A 16,723-nucleotide genomic window follows, 5' to 3' on the forward strand; every position below is an offset into this window, starting at 1 on the left:
GCACTCAAAGGCGCCTCACCCGCCAGCCGTGTCACCAACCAACCGGGTTAGTACAGCTAGGCCGCTGCGTTGATGTCGTTGATTTCGTTGATCGTGAGGTTGCCGAACGTGGCCGTTCCTTCGTTGGCGTAGAGGCGGATGCTGTTGTCTCCTTCCAGGGGGAATACACGCTGTGAGTGCACCACCCGTCCATCGCCCACGAACATTTCGACGCTGGTCCGGTCCACCAAGAGGCGGAGTGTGAGGCGCCCTGCCGAAGGGTCGATGGGCGTCTGGCTTTCCCCGCCCGTCGGGTTGATGGTGGGTCTCCGGTTGACATAGGCGAAGGGCCCGCGGAGGAATGCACCGGCCGCGACGTGACGGCCTCCGCCGGCTGCCCGGCAGATTTCAAAGCCGATGTTGGCCGGAGGGGAAGCCGGGTCCCAGACCAGTTCGCAGCTCAGGTCATAGGCCAGTGCATTGAAATCGAGGTCGTGGGTTCCCGTGACCGTGACGTCACCAAGCTGGTGGCTTTGCTTGACGTGGTTGGCCAGGCCGGCGGTGGGGGTTGAGACGAGGTGGTAGCCCCCGCTTCCCTTCTTGAGCCGGAGGTCGCGCACGATCATGTCATCGCCGTTGTACTTGTCGGTCGCCAGGGTCGGCGTGTTGTGGGGGTAATCCCAGAAGTTTCCCCATCCGAGCGCCCTGCGCAGGGTGGCATCCTCAGCCCCGGATGAATCGTGATGGGGGTAGGTGACGGCTCCATAGAAGTCATAGCCGTAGTCCAGCCAGTCCGGTTCGGCATGGTCGGGGACAAAGGTGGTGCCGTTGAAGGCTCCTGTCCAGTAGGCGTAGGTTGCCGGCAGGCCACGGCCTTTGCCGTTGGCGCTTGTGCCCAGGATCCAGTGCGAAGTACCGTCGTCGGCGGTTATGCGGAACAGGTCCGGGCACTCGAGCACTCCCAGGTCCGTGCGGACGAATTCGCCGACCCGCTGCCAGGAACGGAGGTTGGGGGAAGTGTAGAAGCCGAGCTTCTGCCCTTCGGCGTTGACCATGAACCACTGGCTCCGATCAGCATCCCAGATGACTTTCGGGTCGCGGAAGTCTTGCACGCCCGGGTTCGGCAGTACGGGGGAAGTCCCGCCTGGTTCGAACGAGCGCCCACGGTCTGTTGAGTACCAAAGGTATTGGGCCTGGCGGCCCTGGGGCGCCTGCGTCACGAGGGCTATGACGGCGTTTTCACCGTAGCCGGCGGTATTTCGTTCATCAATGACAAGGCACCCTGACCAGCAGTCCCCATTGTCGTTGCTGAAATTGGGAATAGCCACGCCGGCGTCGCGGAAAGATACGTGGTCCGTGGTGGTGGCACGGCGCCACGACGTCCCCCCGCCGCCTTGCAGGTAATCGGCGTTATAGAGGTAGTAGTAGTGGTATTCGCCGTCGAGGAAGATGGGCCGCTGGGGGTCGTTCTTCCAGTTGTCGGGGACGCTGAAGTGATAGGTCGGGCGCATGCGGGTTGGTCCTTTGAAGGGTGGCTTGGCCGGGGCGGTGTTGGGAGCGTTGGGAGGTGCCGCTGTCGCTGACTGGGCGAATGACGTTGAGAGTGCGAGGGACCCGGTGAGGGCGACGGCTCCGCTCCCGGTCAGGAGGGCGCGCCGGGAGACGGCGGGTGAATGTTCCATCAGTGACCTTTCGGTGGGCAGCTTCGGTGCTGCCAGTGCGTGAATATTCATGTTTTTTGGGCAGCGCAAAATGAGCGCGGTTTCGGACTGAATCTATTGGGCTTCCTGCTAAGGGGACAGGAAGCCCAAGGTCTGGAAGCAGGAACGTCAGGCTGCAGGCTGTGGTTCCGGCAGCGGTTCTGTCGCCAGCGCGTGGCCGCCGGCCCCGGCTCCCGGCCGGTAGAGGTGGCAGCGGACCCAGTGCCCGTTCCGGGGATCGCCCACCTGGTGCCGGACGGGTTCCTCGGACGAGCAGCGTTGATGGGGATCGTCTTCGAAGGCGCAGGCAGTGGAAGCCATGACGGCCTGCCGGAGCCTTGCCCGGTGAACAGGGTCGTATGACCCGGCACGTGCAGGATCCGGAACGGCTGAGACCAATAACTGCGTGTAGGGGTGGGCCGGGTTTGCTAACAGGTCCAGTGATTCGCCCTCTTCCACGATTTCGCCGGCGAACATCACGGCCGTCCGGTCCGCCAGATACCGGGCGGAGGCGAGGTCGTGGGTGATGTAGAGCATGGAAATGCCCTGCTCATCGCGCAGTTTCCGCATCAGGTTCAGCACGCCGATGCGGACCGAGACGTCCAGCATTGACGTCGGTTCGTCGGCAAGGATGACTTGTGGTTCGACGGCCAAGGCGCGTGCGATCGCCACCCGTTGGCGCTGGCCGCCGGAGAGCTCGTGGGGGTAGGAGTCGAGCATGTCGGCCTGGAGCCCAACCGTGGTCATGAGTTCTTCGAGGCGGCGCCTGGTCTGCGCTTCGGAACCTTGTCCGGTGCCGCCCTTGCCGTGGATGGTGAGGGACCGCCGGAGGAAGTGCTCGATCCGGTGGGCGGCGTTAAGGGAGCCAAACGGGTCCTGGAAGACCATTTGCAGCTGGGAGCGGAATGTCCTTGAGGCCTGGAAACGGTCGCGTTTGAGGACATCGATGCCGTCGAGCAGGATGGCGCCTTCGCTTGGTTTCTCGAGCCGGGCGACACAGCGGGCCAGGGTGCTCTTGCCTGACCCGGATTCCCCGACGAGTGCGACGATTTCTCCGCGGCCGATGGTCAGGTCGACGCGGTGCAGGGCACGGACTGCCTGGCTGGAGAACAGGCCGCCGATGTGGAATGTCTTGCCCAGTCCGTGCACCTCAAGGGCAGGGGTCTGGGTGGAAACACTTGGGCGTGCGGGGGAGTGGACGGCGTGGCTCATTGTGCTGCTCCTTCAAGAACGCCGGCTTCGGCGTCGGCATCAAAGGGTGCCACGAAGTGGCCAGGCGCCACCTCGGCAAGGTCGGGGATGTTGTGGAACTTCACACCTTCGGGCAGGCCTGTCAGCGGAACACGCGGGCCTGTAAGCGGCGGGAACGCGCCCATGAGGGCTTGGGTGTAGGGGTGCCTTGGCGTGGTGTAGATGTCGTGGGCTTTGGCGGTTTCCACAATCCGGCCCCCGTACATGACAGCCATGCGGTGGGAGAGTTCCACCATCAGGGACATGTCGTGGGTGATGAACAGGACGGAGAAGCCCAGTTCGCGCTGGAGGTCTTTGATCTGGGCCATGATCTCCTGCTGCACCACCACGTCCAGCGCGGTGGTGGGCTCGTCCAGGATCAGCAGCGACGGCTTCAGTGCCACGGCCATGGCGATGACGGCACGTTGCCGCATCCCGCCGGACAGTTGATGCGGGTACGACTTGAGGCGGGCGGGATCGATTCTGACCAGTTCCAGCAGCTGTGCTGCGCGTCGAAGGGATTCTTTGCGTGAGTAGCCGGCATGCGTGGTGAAGATGTCCGCCACCTGTTCTCCGATGGTGAGCACCGGGTTCAGCGAGTTCATGGCGGACTGGAACACCATGGCAACGTCCTGCCAGCGGAAACGGCGCAGCTCGTCCTGGCTCATGGCCAGCACGTCCTTGCCGCCGAAGGAGATGCTGCCGGCGGCGACGTTTGCCGGGTCCTTGAGCAGCCGCATGATCGAGTTGGCGATGGTTGATTTTCCGCAACCCGATTCGCCGGCCAGCCCGAACACTTCGCCGGCACCGATGCTGAAGGAAACGTTATCCACGGCCGTGGTTGAACGGGTGTCGCCGATGTACTTGACGGTGAGGTTCTTGACGTCCAAGACCGGTTCGTGGGAGCCGAAGGAGGTTTGGGAGACGGTCACTTTGCGTTGCTCCTTTCGGTGGTGGCCGGTTTGCGGATCTTCCGCAGCCGCGGGTTGGTTACTTCGTCGACCGCATAGTTGATGAGGGCCAGGGCGAAAGCCACCAGGGCGATGCAAAGGCCGGAGGGGACAAATACCCACCAGCTTCCGGTGAGCAGCGCACCTTCGTTTCCGGCCCAGAAGAGGTTGTTGCCCCAGGAAACGGTGCTGACGTCGCCCAGTCCAAGGAATTCGAGGCCTGCCTGGGCCCCGATGCCATAAATAACGCAGGCAAGCAGGGTGCCCATGACGATCGATGCCATGTTCGGCAGGATTTCGCGGAACATGATCCTTCCGGCGCGCTCACCGGACACGACGGCGGCAGCCACAAAGTCCTTGGATCGGATGGACAGGGCCTGTGAGCGGAGAACGCGCGCAGATCCCGCCCACCCCGTCACCGTGAGTACCAGGATCACGGTGCCCAGTCCCGGTGGCAGGAAGGCGGCCAGGATGACGAGCAGCGGCAGGCCGGGAAGTAGCAGGAAGACATTGGTCAGCAGCGACAGTGCCTCATCGATGAACTTGCCAAAATAGGCCGAGGCCAGCCCGACGAGGATCCCTATGAAGGTGGATGCGACCCCGACCGTCAAGCCCACGAAGAGGGAACTTCGGGCGCCGTGGATGGTCAGGGCAAGCACATCCTGGCCCTTGGCGGTGGTTCCGAGCCAGTGCTCGCTGTCCGGTTCCAGTGAGGCCATCCCGGTGATCCGGGATGGGTCGGCCGGGAACAGTGCGGGCGCGGCCAGCGCCAAGACGATGAAGGTGAGCATGATGGCCATACCTGTCATGGCCTTCTTGTTAGTGAGAAGTCCGTGGATGAAGCCGCGGTTGGTTTTGCGGGCAGCTTTTTCTTCGGTTGGCTGCTGGAGGATAACGCTGGTCATGGTCGGTCCCTTGGTTACTGGGTGCTCAGTTGCTGCGCACGCGGGGGTCGAGGCGGACGTAGAGGATGTCCACCAGGAAGTTCGCCAGCAGCACGGCGGCGGTGATGGTCAGGAACAGACCCTGCATGAGCGGGTAGTCGAGGCCTTGGACGGCGTTGAGGAGTTGGTATCCCACTCCGGGGTAGGCGAAGACGACCTCGGTGAGCAGGGCGCCGCCCACCACGAAGCCCAGGCCCATGCCGAAGCTGGTGACCGAGGGAAGCATCGCGTTCCGGGCGGCGTAGCGGAGCATGATTCGTCCGGGACGGAGGCCTTTGGCTTCGGCCATAGTGATGTAGTCCTCGGAGTTGGTGGCGATCATGGTGTTCCTCATGCCCAGCATCCAGCCGCCGATGGAGACCAGGACGATGGTCAGGGCAGGGAGTACGAGGTGGGCGGCGACGTCGCCGATGAATTCGCTGGTGAACGCCGGCTCCAGTCCGTCGGTGAACGCATGGCGGATTGGGAACCAGCCCAGCACCACGCCGAACAGGTACAGGGCGCCCATGGCGAGCCAGAAGTAGGGGAAGGATCCGATGAAGACCAGCAGGGGAGGCAGGGCCGAGTCGATCGCGCCTCCGCGGCGCCATGCTGCGAGGATGCCCAGCAGGTTGCCGACGACGGCGGCAATCACCAATGCGGTCCCGCCGAGCAGCAGCGTCCAGCCGATCTGGGACGAGATGACCTCGGTGACGGGAGTGGGGAAGCGTGTAATGGATACGCCCATCTGTCCGGTGAGGACGTCCTGGAGGTAGCCGGCGTACTGCTCCCAGATGGGCCGGTTGTCCACGCCGAGCAGCTTGCGCAAGGCATCGAGCTGTTCGGGCTGCATTCTGTCCTGGGACCGGGCGAACATGCGTGATACGGGGTCCCCCGGCATGAAACGCGGGAGCAGGAAATTCAAGGTGATGGATGCCCAAAAGGCGATCAGGTAGAAACCCAGTCGGCGCAGGATGAAGCGCACGGTTTCCCTCCAATTCGGGAGTGGTAAAGAGTGTGGGGTACGCCCGACGGCCGGCTGATGGCACTGGCCAGGCCGACGGGCGTCAGGTGGCGTGAGGCCCGGTGGACCTCACATCCGGTGGGAAGCTACTTCCGCGGTTCCAGGCTGGTGAGCACGAGAACCGTACTGGGTGCGCGGACCGAGAGGGTGGCGTAGGGGTTGTCCTGGGTGGGCCAGCCGGTGAAGCGGGTGTCGTTGTACGCTCCCCATTCCGGGCCGGAGAAGAGCGGCACCAGCGGGGCGACGTCGTTGTATTCTTCCTGCAGCTTGTTGGCAATGTCCTTTTGCTTGGACTGGTCCGTGGTTGCAGCGAACTGTGCCAGCAGGGCATCGGCTTTGGGGTCGCCGAAACGGTGGTAGTTGTCGGACGCCTTGGTGCCCACCGGCTTCACCGATGAGGAGCCCATGGAGGTGTTGAAATACTTATACGGGCTCGGATCGTTGGCGCTCCACACGATGCCGGAGTCGAAGTCACCCGTTTCGTACCCTGCCACCACAGCTGCCCAGTCCGGGGAGTCCACCTTTGCTGTCACGCCAACCTCTGCCAGGTTCTGGGAGATGACGTTGGCCACGGAGAGCCAGTCTGACGATGTGGCACCGACCGAGATCTTGAACTCGAACGGCTTGCCGTCCTTGAGCGTGCGTTTTCCGTCGGCACCCTTGGGGTAGCCGGCCTTGTCCAGCAGGTCGTTGGCTTTCTGGACGTCGTGGTTGGTCCAGGTGCAGTTGTCCTTGACCTGGCTGTTCTTCCACGTCTCGTAGTTGCCGGACAGGCCGGTGCAGTCGGCCGGCTGGGCGTAGCCGCTCATGCCGATCTTTGTGACCTGGTCCCGGTCGACAGCCATGCTCAGTGCCTTCCGGACGTCCACATCGTTGAACGGTGCCTTGGTGGTGTTGAGCTGCCAGTTGATCATGGCGCCCGTGGGCGGGAACCAGTAATGCCGGTGATCCTTGTCCTTGGAGACGAAGGTCTTTTCGATGTTCGGGATGTACTGGGGCGCCCAGTCAACGTCACCGTTGGCGGCGGCGAGGTTGGCTCCATCGTTTCCGGCGAAGGCGAGCATCTTGATGCCGGCGATCTTCTGCTTATCCGGCTGCCAGTAGTTGGGGTTCTTCTTGAGCACGAAGGACTGGGCCTGGAAGTTGTCCACTTCGGTGTACGGTCCGGTGCCTACAGGCTTGGCGTTGGCATCCTTCTCCGGGTCGGCCAATGCGGACCAGATGTGCTTGGGCAGGATGCTGAGCTGGCCGACGTCGTACAGGGCTGGGGACCACGGCTTGTTGAAGTTGAACGTGACCTTGTTGCCTTGTGCCGTGACGCCGTCGAGGTATTCGTAGCCACCCTTCAGCTTCTTCTGAAGCTCGAACGTATAGGCGACGTCGTCGGCAACAAGCGGCTGGCCGTCGGACCACTTGACACCATCACGCAAGGTGAAAGTGATGGACTTGCCGTCGTCCGCGGCCTTCCAATCGGTGGCGAGCCACGGCACGGTGTTCCCCTGGGCCGGGTTGAAGACCAGGAGGGACTCGTAAATGGACTGTTGGACCATGGGGTTGACGGTCGGTGCGAACGGGTTGAAGTTCTGCACGAACGTGCCCATGTCTTCACGGGGAATCGTGAGGTATGCACTGGCGTTTGCTGCGGCGTCGGTGCCGCCGGACTTGTTGCCGGTGGCGGCGCAGCCGGTGAGCAGCATCGCGCCTACCGCTAGTCCGGCCGCGGCAATGCGGGCGGACTTGAGAAACCTGGGTTGTGTCATGATGGGGTTATCTCTTCCTGTCTTCATCAGCAAGGTGAAGGGTGGGTGGGGGATTTGCTCTTCGACGTTGATTTCGCGGTCAGACCGAAGAGCGTTCTAACAGCGGACAGTCGACCAACTGCTGGTTGGCAGTGATCGGCTGTCCGGCTGTAAGGGCGGCGAGCGTCTGGACTCCCAGAGCGCCCATCTTTTCGAACGGCAGTGCAACAGTAGTCAGCTTGGGCCTGAGGTAGGCCGCGATGAGTTCCTGGTTGTCGAAGCCGATCACGGCGATGTCGCCGGGGATGGTAAGGCCACGTTCCTTGATGGCGTCGTAGGCGCCCATGGCCATGCGGTCATTGAGGCAGAAAAGGGCGGTTGGTCTGTCCTTGACCGTGTACCGGTCCAGGATTTGGCACGCAGCGTCGTAGCCGCCGTCCGCTGTCGCATACCCGGCCACGACAAGCGCCGGATCAAGCTCCAGGCCGGCGGCGGCCAGAGCATCCCGGACCCCCTGCAGACGCCCGACAGCTGCCGGGATGCGCGGGTCCAGGTTGATCACACCGATTTTGGTATGGCCGGCGCGGAGGAGGCGTTCGACGGCGACTCGTCCGCCCGTGCGTTCGTCAGGGACGATTGAGGGCAGCTTCCCGTCCAGGTCGAAACAGTTCACGAGAACCGTGGGTACTTCGTGAGCGCTTCGGGGCACGTGGACGCCGCGGTGGTGTGTTGCGGCGTACAGCAGGCCTTCCACACGCTGCTCAAGAAGCTTCTCAACGGCAGCATCCTCCATTCCCTGGTTGGTGCCGGCCGTATCACCCTGGTCTGACGGGGCGATAAGGAGGAATCGACGGTCTATCCAGGCCTGGTCCTGGGCGCCTTTGATGATGTCCACGGCGAAGGGTGCGGTGACGATCTCCGTGACGATGCCGTACCAATCGCTGCGCTGGGATGCCAGCGCCCTGGCTCCGGCATTTGGACGGTAACCCAATGCCTGAACCGCGTCAGCGATGCGGGTCCGGGTCTCCTCCGAGATGCTGGCGTCTTCGCGGTTGTTCAGCACGAATGAAACAGCTGTCCGGGATACTCCGGCATGCTTGGCTACGTCATTCATGGTGACGCCACGCTGCCGCGTGGTGCCGGCTTTGTCGGGGGAGGTGGTCTTCGCCATTGAATGCTCCAGAGGTCTTCATTGAGCTGGGGTTGCCCGAACTGATGCGGATGTATCGTGGTGCTTCTGCGCCTTGGTAACTCGCGTTACTCCGGGGCTGTGATCTAAGTTACCCGCGTTACTAAGGGGTGTCAACACATTTCTTCAGTGGCAGGTTGGGCTTGAGGCTTTTGGTCCGGGGCGCGCTGCGGCAGCACCCAGGACGAAAAGCCGCTGGAGGGGCGCGGACAGCCCCGCCGTCTTCCGGCCAGACGTTCGGCGGTTAGGGCCGGTTCTTGAAGGACTCGACCTTTCCCGGATCTTTCTCGATGACGGGGCCGAGGATGTCATCGATTTTCAAGAGTAGCTCCGGGTCGAGTCTGACTCCTGCGGCCTGGACGTTGTCGACGAGCTGCTCGGGTCGGGATGCTCCCACGATGGCTGCCGATACGTTGGGGTTTTGCAGTACCCATGCCACCGCAAAGGCTGCCATTGACAGTCCGGTCTCGTCGGCCAGGGGCTTCAGTTTCTGGACGCGGATGAGGATGTCCTCGTGGAGAAACCGGTGGTCATTTTTCAGCTCGCCGTTGTCGCCTCGGAAGCGGGAGCCTTGTGGGGCTGCCGCGCCTGGGCTGTACTTGCCAGTGAGCACTCCCTGGGCGAGCGGCGACCAGCAGATCTGGCCAATGCCCAGTTCTTCGCTCAGGGGAACGATCTCCTGTTCAATGACGCGCCACAGCATGGAATACTGCGGCTGGTTGGAGATGAGCTGGACCCCAAGGTCCTTGGCAAGGGCAACGCCGGAACGTATCTCGTCCGTCGTCCACTCTGACACCCCGATATAGTGTGCTTTCCCCGCCCGGACAATATCGGCAAAGGCCTGCATGGTCTCTTCCAGCGGGGTCTCGTAGTCGTACCTGTGCGCCTGGTAGAGGTCGACGTAGTCAGTCTGGAGCCGGCGCAGCGATGCGTTGATGGACTCCATGACGTGTTTGCGGGACAGGCCACGGTCGTTCCGGCCCTCCCCGGTAGGGAAATAGGCCTTGGTAAAGATCTCCACGCTTTCACGGCGCGTTCCTTTGAGTGCCTCACCCAAGGCTTCCTCGGCCCGGGTTCCGGCATAGGCGTCGGCAGTGTCGAAGGTGGTGATGCCCAACTCCAATGCCTGCTGGACGCATCGCGTCGCAGCGGCCTGGTCGATCTGCTCGCCGTGGGTGACCCAGTTTCCGTAGGCGATTTCGCTGATGTACATGCCTGAGGATCCGAGTTTGCGGTGTTCCATTAGGCATCGTCCTTTCCGAAATTGGTGAGTTGGAGTACGGCATTGGCTGTACCGCCGATGGAATAGAGGGCAAGGGATGTTTGGCCGGTGTCGGGGAAGATCAGTTCGGTTACGGAGACAAGCCCATCGTTGGCGAACACTTCCACCGAGCAGTGGTCGATAAAGATCTGCAGGGAGTAGGTGCCGTCCTGTCCGGCAGCAATAGGGGCGCGGCTTGTGGAGGGAAAAGCTTCATGGAAGCTGGTGTCGCCCGAGCGGGTGCGGTCTACGATGAGTTCTCCGCTGCCGGGCCGGATCCCGATCCGTGTCCCGGCTGTGCCATCGGCTGACCCTCTGGCTACAAGGCCAAATTCCTCGCCGTCAGCAGGGGAAAAGGTGATGTCAATAAGCTGAACTGCCGCGCCGCCCTCAACAGGAGTGGGCCCCTTTACGGTGACTCGTTGCACGGGGCCGGGTTTCGACGTTGCCCTTACTTCCGGCGCAGGGTGCTGTAGGAGCCGCGGTTGCCCGTTCACGGTAACAAGGGATACGTCCCGGACCAAGCTCATGGGGCTGCGCCAGGGCGACGTGGGGATGTGGTTGGCGTACTGCCAGTTGTTCATCCAGCCGATCATTAGCCGCCGTCCGTCCGGAACGTTGCTGAACGAGACGGCGGCGTAGTAGTCCCTGCCCCAGTCCAGCCACTGGTAGTCGGGCACGCGCTCGGGATCCTGCATCCCCTCGGTGAGGGTTGTTTCGGAACTGAACGTGACGCCGTCGAACTCTCCCACGAAGTACTGCCCGGCGGACCCGCCGTTGGGGCCGCCGGGGTTCATGTTGACCGTCAGCACCCACTTCATTGCTGCCGCGTCTTTGTCCAGGGGCAGCTCAAAGAGGTCCGGGCATTCCCAGATCCCGCCGGTGGCGTTTGCTGGGCCGAAGGTGCTGAGGTACTCCCAGCTCTTGAGGTCATTGGAGCGGTACAGCAGGACGGTGAAGTCGTGTGCTTCCACGGCCACCATGACCCAGTAACTGCCCGCCGAGCCGTTGTAGCGGAAAACTTTGGGGTCCCGGAATTCCGGTGAGTTCCGGGTGAGGACCGGATTGCCTGCGTATTTGGTCCAGGTATAGCCATTGTCAGTGCTCCACGCTATGGACTGGGCCTGCGTGCCCTGGTGGGTTGACCCCGGTTTGTAGGCGCTCGTGTAAATGGCCACCAAAGGGTCCCGTCCGTCCGCGCCGAACCCGCTGGTGTTGCCGGTGTCCACCACAATGCTGCCGGAGTAGATTTCCTCGGTCTCATCGCAGGGAATCGCTACCGGGTGTTCCGTCCAACTGACCAGGTCCGTTGACGTTGCATGGCCCCAGGACATGTTGCTGTGGACGTTTCCGAAGGGGTTGTTCTGGTAGTACAGATGGTAGGTGCCCTCGTGAAAGACAAGCCCGTTGGGATCGTTGAGCCACGTGTCTTTGGCGGCGAAGTGCATGGCCGGCCTGTAGCTCTCGAGGGTGGAGGTGACGCTGTTCATTGCTCTCTTTTCATGACCGTGCGTGAGGTCCGCAGACCTGGGGAGGGGCGGGCTGGCGTAAGCGGATTACCGCGAATCAAACAAGCTGCGATATCGGGAGGCGGGGTGCTCTCGGGTTCATCGCGTTGGGCGAACCCCTTGCTCGACCTGAAGAAAGAAACTGGTTTGTGTCATGATGAGTTATCTCTTCCTGTCTTCATCAGCAAGGTGAAGGGTGGGTTGGGTCTTGCTCTTCGACGTTGATTTCGCGGTCAGACCGAAGAGCGTTTAGTAGCGGACAGTCGATCAGGTGCCAGTGGCAGTGGTCGGCTGTCCTGCTGTATGGGCGGGGGACTCCCGGGCGCTTCTTTTTCGGGACCCACGTTACGAGGGGTTCCGGCGCTCGCACTTGTGGGAGCAGCTTCCTGGCGATGTAAGGCCTGAAGGATTCGGGGCCCGGCTTAGGGAGGCGTTGTCCGCGATTGAATGCTCCTGAACTCTTCGTTGAATTGGATGATTGACAGTGGTGGCGGCTCAAGCTCGATAAAGGGGGTAACCCGCGTTACCCTCGATCGCGTGATCTAAGTTACACGCGTTACTTGGTCGGTGTCAACGTGTGCCCCGGGTTCCAGCTCAAGGACGGGCTCTTCGATGAACCGGTGCTGAACCTCTTTGAGCGCGCCCTGGCGCTGAAGATTCCACACAACGTGTTCGCCGCCTGGATGGTGGCACCCTTGCCAGGGGCGGCCTGCGCTGGCACCGGGCCGGTGGACCAGCTGTTGCAGACAGCGCAGCTCCGGGATGCCCTGGCTGCGTTCGCTGACAGGTATCGGCCGGTCGAGAAGGGCCGCTGATCCGGCAGGACGGATCTTCGCAACGCGTTCGAACGCCCACGCTATCGTGGGAAATTCACGACGCTACTGGGGGTAAGAGTTGATGGATGAGAATGCCAGGTCAGCACTGGCGGCAGTGGTCTCCGCCGGGAGACCTGGAGCCGCACGACTCTCCAGTTCGACCGGCCACGCTACTGCAACCGACGCCTCGTACCGGAACCGGCTGAGCGCCGGACAGGCTGAGCTCGTGGAAACCTGGCTCCCGGGCCTTCGTCTGGTGAATGATCTTTCCTGGAACCTCATTGATACCGCCGTTCTCGAAGTGGAACACGGACAGCGCAGATATGTCATCAAAGCAGGTGGGCCTTCCAACCACCACATACGGCGTGAGCTGGAAGCCCACCGCCGCTCGACCGGCCTCCTCGCCGCGGGGAACCGTGCGCCGAAGCTCATCCACGCAGACCGGTCCCTGAATATCCTGATCACGGAGTACCTTGAAGGCTCCTTGGTAGAAGGCACGGACGCCGAGTATGCTGCCGAAACCTACATCCAGGCGGGGTATCTTCTTCGTGCCTTTCACGATCAGGACGGGCACATTGATCCGGACTACGAGTCGGCAGCCACGGCTAAAGCCATGGCGTGGCTGGACTCACCCCACCGCATCGAAGACTCCCTCGCAGAGAAAGCCAAGGCCATTCTCGGAACATATAGGCCGGAACCGGTTGCAGTTGTCCCGACCCACGGTGACTGGCAACCACGCAACTGGCTCATCAATGGGACCGAGGTCAGGATCATCGACTTTGGCAGGTACGGGTTGCGGCCGGCTGCCAGCGACTTCTGCCGTCTCGCCGTACAGCAATGGCGAACGGCTCCCCATCTGGAGTCCGCCTTTATTGAGGGTTACGGTTCTGATCCCAGGACCGACCAACTTTGGAACGCAATGCTGCTCCGCGAAGCGCTTTCCACTGCCGCTTGGGCATACCAGGTTGGCGACTATGAGTTTGAAGATCAGGGCCACCGGATGCTCCGCGACGCATTAGCCCGCTACTAAAGGCCCGCCGTTTCCAGAGCCGAGCGCAGTTTATGCCAGGCAAAGGCTCGCTGGGCTGCCCTCACACGAAGGAGAACGGGCCCATACGATGCGGTCGGAACTCAAGCCGGCTACAGCCAGTCAAACCCCTGCTCTTTTACGGGCCGGTCTATAGGACCGGTGGCAGGGCCCGCGGTCAGCAGGCTAAGTTCCAGGATGTCCTCGATAAAACTGGCCGCCGGTCCTGCGGTGTCCTCGTCGGTCATGCGGAATTTGTCTGCCATGCTCGGGACTCCTAGGTTGTGCGGGACGGTGGCGTCTTTTCACGGTACAGGCAGCCGCCGGGCATCGGCTGCAGGAACCCGGCTGTACAAAGAAGCCGTCTTCAAGACGGCGGGGCTCCTTTGTTGGCGTGCGGCAGGTCGTTAGCCGGTGGGCTGGTCGTACTGCTGGCCGGCAGGGTCAGGCGGCAGCAGGACAAAGATCAGCAGGACGATCCCGCCCACAAACGGGACCGCGCTGATGAAGTACCACCAGCCGCTCTTGTTGCTGTCATGCAGGCGGCGCACGGTCAGGGCAATGGAGGGTACGAGAATCCCCAGGAGCCACAGGCCCAACAGGATGAGTGCAAGTACCCCTCCCGCCTCCAGCCCGATGGGCTGGCCATCGGAGCCGGACGCGGGTATCAACGACAGGAGGAAGCCCAGGACGACGCTGACGCCAGCAGCAACAAGGTTCCACCACCAGTACTCGCTGCGGCTGGCACGCCCTGAGAACGTCGCGTACTTCTTGAAGAAGCGCTTGACTGCTGAACCGATGGGCGCGTCGTAGTACGGAGCCCACAGCGGCGGTTCGCCGCCTGCGGTGGCTGCATGAGGCTGCTGCTGCTGTTGCTGCGGGTATTGCGGATAGCTCAAAGTTCCCCCAAAGACCAGAGTGGATATGACGGTGCTTACCGTACGGGAGACACGGCGTCAGGCAGCCGGGGCCGGCATGTTGTTCACGCACAGTTGAACGGCAATACATATGCAGTAGTCCAGGAGTTGCCGAAGCAGGACATTTCATGGGAAGTCCGTGCTGCGCAGCACCCTGCATGAGATGTCCCGGGCGACTGACCAACCGAACCAGACCCACTGCCTGACCGTGGCGCAAGTTGCTGAAGAACTGAATGTGAAGCAAAGCCTCTTGCAGGGCCCCATCAGGACCGGTGAGCTGCGCGGTTTTCAGTTCGGTGGGAGGGGCCTGTGGCGCATTGGCCGCCAGGACGTCGAGGACTACCTCGCCGAGGCGTACAGCCGCACAGCAGAAGGCATTGCCGCCGGCGAGATCACTGACGACGGTGACGCGGACACAGCAGGCGCTGACGCGGCGGAGTAGCGCACTGAGCGTTGAGGCAGCTCTGGTCTTCAGTCATGGGGATCGCTGAACGGGCACTTTATGCCCAGTTTGGGCCCGTGTCTGTGCTCCCGGCCCAGGTAGCCAGGACACAGCATTCCAGAGTTCCTGCCGAGTTTTCAGTCTCTTGCGCGGGCGTTCTTTGGCGGCTGGATTTAGGCCAGCCGCCAGAGCATCTGTGCGTGTGAGCGGTTCAGCTTTGCACGGCCAGGTAATAGGTAACGTTGATGGTTTGCGATGACAGTGTGCCGGTGAATTGCAGGGTATGGGTGCCGGGCGAGAGGTTGTTCAGGAGCGCGTAGTATCCGGAGTCGGCGCAGGGGTAGTAGTAGCCGGCTGCATCGGGGCCGAAGATACTGTCTGTTCCCAGGGCCAGGTTGAACAGGTCGGAGTGTTCGAACTCTATGGCGCTCGCCATGGAGATCCCGTCCAGAGTAACGGACAGGTTGCTTGCCCCGTTTTGCACGTAATCCGTGGCGGTGCGGACGGTTTTCGCCGGGACGTTGTCAGTGGCGAGCTCGCAATCGAACGCGTTAGCCAGCGGGAAGAACACAGCGGTGTGGGTGGGAATGGTGCAGTTGCGGGTAACCGTGCCGCCGGTATTGAACAGTCCGACCAGGAACCAGGTGTTTCCGCTTTGCTGATTCGCGCAGTGCGCGCCGGTGGTGTCCAGGAGCGGGCTTGTGGAGGCGGGTTGAGTCAACGCCCAAGTCCACCACCGGGCTGCCAACGTGCTGTAATCCCTGGAGTTTGAGGTGGCTGCGTTGGCAGCCAGAGGAGTCCCGAACATCAGGATCAAGGCTGCGAAAAGCGCCGTGAGAATTCTCTTCATGGTCTCTTCCGATCTGTGGCCGACGCCGGGCCAGCGCCGGTTGTTGCGGTAGTGGCGGCGGTGAGACCAGACCGCGCGCGGGTCCGGATTCTTCCGGATGAAACAGCGTGCCAATGGCTGACGCGGGGCTATTGTTCGGCTCTCCCGCGAGAGCTATTCTGTGGTGGATCCCCACAGCTAGATTGTCCGCATGGAGGGATGGCAGCGCAATACGCTCTTTTGCGTACATGAATGCCCTCGGTCCAGGCGGTTGCGGGAGCAAGACATCCTCAGAGAGTCCGGAGGGCCTGTCATGGAGCCGCAGGTGAAACTCGCGGCAGAGCTGATGCACCTGCCCGGGCAAGAGGAGTATCTCTTGGCAGCCAGCGATGTCCTGCTGAAGCTCGTCCCTTCAGACCACGTCGCGTGGAATGAAGTTAATCCTTCAGCCGGGTATGCAGAGGTTCGCGCCTACCCGGACCACTCCGGCATCGACATCCCCAAGATGCTGCTCGAGTTGGTTGGGGAACACCCCGTAGTGGCCAGCTTCAAGCGGCATCCGCACGACAGCCTCCGGCGTCTTAGTGATGTGGTCTCCGACCGGGACCTTTATCGGAGCCGCGCTTTCCGGGAGGGCTTGTCGCTCCTAAACGTAAACCGGCAACTTGTTGCATTAACATCCGATGTCGGCAGCAGTGTGTTCCGCTGCTGGTCGATGAACCGTTGGGGCCACGACTTCAGCGACAACGAGGTGGACCTGACCGCCCGGCTGCAACCCATGCTCCGCCTTTTGGAGCGGACGTACGCCGGCGATGACGCTTCTTGGGGCCAGTTCCAGGCTCAGCGTTATTCACTAACAGCCCGCGAGCTGGAAGTGCTGCAGCTACTCGACAAGGGAATCACCATCGTCGCGATCGGTCATCTCCTGGGGATCAGCCCCAGAACTGTTGCCAAGCACCTGGAGCACTCGTATGCCAAGCTGGGGTGCACTAACAGGATTGAGGCCCTCAGGAGGATGCGGGGTGACCGGTGAGGGAAGCTCTCCTGTTGTCTGGCGGGTGCTCTCTCCAGCAGCAGCCACTTCGTGGCCTGGTCAGCGGAGTTGAAGAACTGCTTCGGGCACGATTGCTTTTGTGTGAGTATTTGAAGCTTTGAGCGCCACCTGTTCGTGCGGTTCAGCGCCGGGGTTC

At 62.2% G+C, this 16,723-nt stretch carries 16 protein-coding genes; 4 read left to right on the forward strand and 12 right to left on the reverse strand.

Annotated features, from left to right (window positions below; genetic code table 11):
• Positions 1 to 56: 56 nt before the first annotated feature.
• The 9 genes from QRN53_RS14420 to QRN53_RS14460 all read right to left on the reverse strand — a co-directional run bounded on the left by QRN53_RS14420 (position 57) and on the right by QRN53_RS14460 (position 11,485).
• On the reverse strand, positions 57 to 1,490 hold the full coding sequence (locus QRN53_RS14420) for a glycoside hydrolase family 32 protein (protein WP_350224173.1): 1,434 nt from the start codon (positions 1,488 to 1,490) through the stop codon (positions 57 to 59).
• Positions 1,491 to 1,808: 318 nt separating this feature from the next.
• Entirely contained in the window at positions 1,809 to 2,891 is a 1,083-nt protein-coding gene (locus tag QRN53_RS14425) for an oligopeptide/dipeptide ABC transporter ATP-binding protein (RefSeq protein WP_285244524.1), read from the reverse strand.
• On the reverse strand, positions 2,888 to 3,841 hold the full coding sequence (locus tag QRN53_RS14430) for an ABC transporter ATP-binding protein (protein ID WP_285244525.1): 954 nt from the start codon (positions 3,839 to 3,841) through the stop codon (positions 2,888 to 2,890). Before QRN53_RS14430 ends, QRN53_RS14425 begins: the two co-directional genes overlap by 4 nt.
• Positions 3,838 to 4,764 carry an ABC transporter permease gene (locus tag QRN53_RS14435; protein WP_285244526.1) on the reverse strand — a complete coding sequence of 309 codons (927 nt, stop codon included), beginning with the start codon at positions 4,762 to 4,764 and terminating at the stop codon, positions 3,838 to 3,840. Before QRN53_RS14435 ends, QRN53_RS14430 begins: the two co-directional genes overlap by 4 nt.
• Before the next feature lie 25 nt (positions 4,765 to 4,789).
• Complete coding sequence (locus QRN53_RS14440) at positions 4,790 to 5,767, reverse strand: ABC transporter permease (protein WP_285244527.1); 978 nt, start codon at positions 5,765 to 5,767, stop codon at positions 4,790 to 4,792.
• A 125-nt stretch (positions 5,768 to 5,892) separates the two neighbouring features.
• The gene (locus tag QRN53_RS14445) at positions 5,893 to 7,566 is read right to left on the reverse strand and encodes an ABC transporter substrate-binding protein (RefSeq protein WP_285244528.1); all 1,674 of its coding nucleotides are present in this window, start codon (positions 7,564 to 7,566) and stop codon (positions 5,893 to 5,895) included.
• 79 nt (positions 7,567 to 7,645) lie between these two features.
• Positions 7,646 to 8,716, reverse strand: coding sequence for a LacI family DNA-binding transcriptional regulator (locus QRN53_RS14450; protein WP_285244529.1), 1,071 nt, complete (start codon positions 8,714 to 8,716; stop codon positions 7,646 to 7,648).
• Positions 8,717 to 8,978: 262 nt separating this feature from the next.
• Complete coding sequence (locus QRN53_RS14455; protein ID WP_285244530.1) at positions 8,979 to 9,977, reverse strand: aldo/keto reductase family protein; 999 nt, start codon at positions 9,975 to 9,977, stop codon at positions 8,979 to 8,981.
• Positions 9,977 to 11,485: a glycoside hydrolase family 32 protein gene (locus QRN53_RS14460; RefSeq protein WP_285244531.1), complete on the reverse strand. Its 1,509-nt coding sequence runs from the start codon at positions 11,483 to 11,485 to the stop codon at positions 9,977 to 9,979. The genes QRN53_RS14455 and QRN53_RS14460 overlap by 1 nt, the downstream gene beginning before the upstream one ends.
• Positions 11,486 to 12,063: 578 nt before the next feature.
• On the opposite strand from QRN53_RS14460, the gene QRN53_RS14465 reads away from it, so the two are divergent.
• Together QRN53_RS14465 and QRN53_RS14470 are read left to right on the forward strand one after the other, a co-directional pair.
• The gene (locus QRN53_RS14465; protein ID WP_285244532.1) at positions 12,064 to 12,318 is read left to right on the forward strand and encodes a hypothetical protein; all 255 of its coding nucleotides are present in this window, start codon (positions 12,064 to 12,066) and stop codon (positions 12,316 to 12,318) included.
• 82 nt (positions 12,319 to 12,400) lie between these two features.
• A complete protein-coding gene (locus QRN53_RS14470; RefSeq protein ID WP_285244533.1) occupies positions 12,401 to 13,348 on the forward strand; it encodes a phosphotransferase in 948 nt (315 codons plus the stop codon).
• 110 nt (positions 13,349 to 13,458) lie between these two features.
• Here QRN53_RS14470 and QRN53_RS14475 read toward each other — a convergent pair whose 3' ends face one another.
• Both QRN53_RS14475 and QRN53_RS14480 read right to left on the reverse strand, forming a co-directional pair.
• Positions 13,459 to 13,611 (reverse strand): hypothetical protein, encoded by a 153-nt coding sequence (locus QRN53_RS14475; protein WP_285244534.1) that lies wholly within the window; start codon positions 13,609 to 13,611, stop codon positions 13,459 to 13,461.
• Between the two features lie 141 nt (positions 13,612 to 13,752).
• On the reverse strand, positions 13,753 to 14,244 hold the full coding sequence (locus tag QRN53_RS14480; RefSeq protein WP_285244535.1) for a DUF805 domain-containing protein: 492 nt from the start codon (positions 14,242 to 14,244) through the stop codon (positions 13,753 to 13,755).
• Between the two features lie 157 nt (positions 14,245 to 14,401).
• Between QRN53_RS14480 and QRN53_RS14485 the strand changes: the two genes are divergently transcribed.
• A complete protein-coding gene (locus tag QRN53_RS14485) occupies positions 14,402 to 14,704 on the forward strand; it encodes a helix-turn-helix domain-containing protein (RefSeq protein ID WP_285244536.1) in 303 nt (100 codons plus the stop codon).
• Positions 14,705 to 14,915: 211 nt separating this feature from the next.
• On the opposite strand, the gene QRN53_RS14490 is transcribed toward QRN53_RS14485, so the two are convergent.
• Positions 14,916 to 15,554 (reverse strand): hypothetical protein, encoded by a 639-nt coding sequence (locus QRN53_RS14490; protein WP_285244537.1) that lies wholly within the window; start codon positions 15,552 to 15,554, stop codon positions 14,916 to 14,918.
• A gap of 304 nt (positions 15,555 to 15,858) precedes the next feature.
• Between QRN53_RS14490 and QRN53_RS14495 the strand changes: the two genes are divergently transcribed.
• Positions 15,859 to 16,566 carry a helix-turn-helix transcriptional regulator gene (locus QRN53_RS14495; RefSeq protein WP_285244538.1) on the forward strand — a complete coding sequence of 236 codons (708 nt, stop codon included), beginning with the start codon at positions 15,859 to 15,861 and terminating at the stop codon, positions 16,564 to 16,566.
• The last annotated feature ends 157 nt before the right edge of the window (positions 16,567 to 16,723 follow it).

It is taken from the genome of Pseudarthrobacter sp. fls2-241-R2A-127 (genome assembly GCF_030209355.1).
GTDB lineage: Bacteria > Actinomycetota > Actinomycetes > Actinomycetales > Micrococcaceae > Arthrobacter.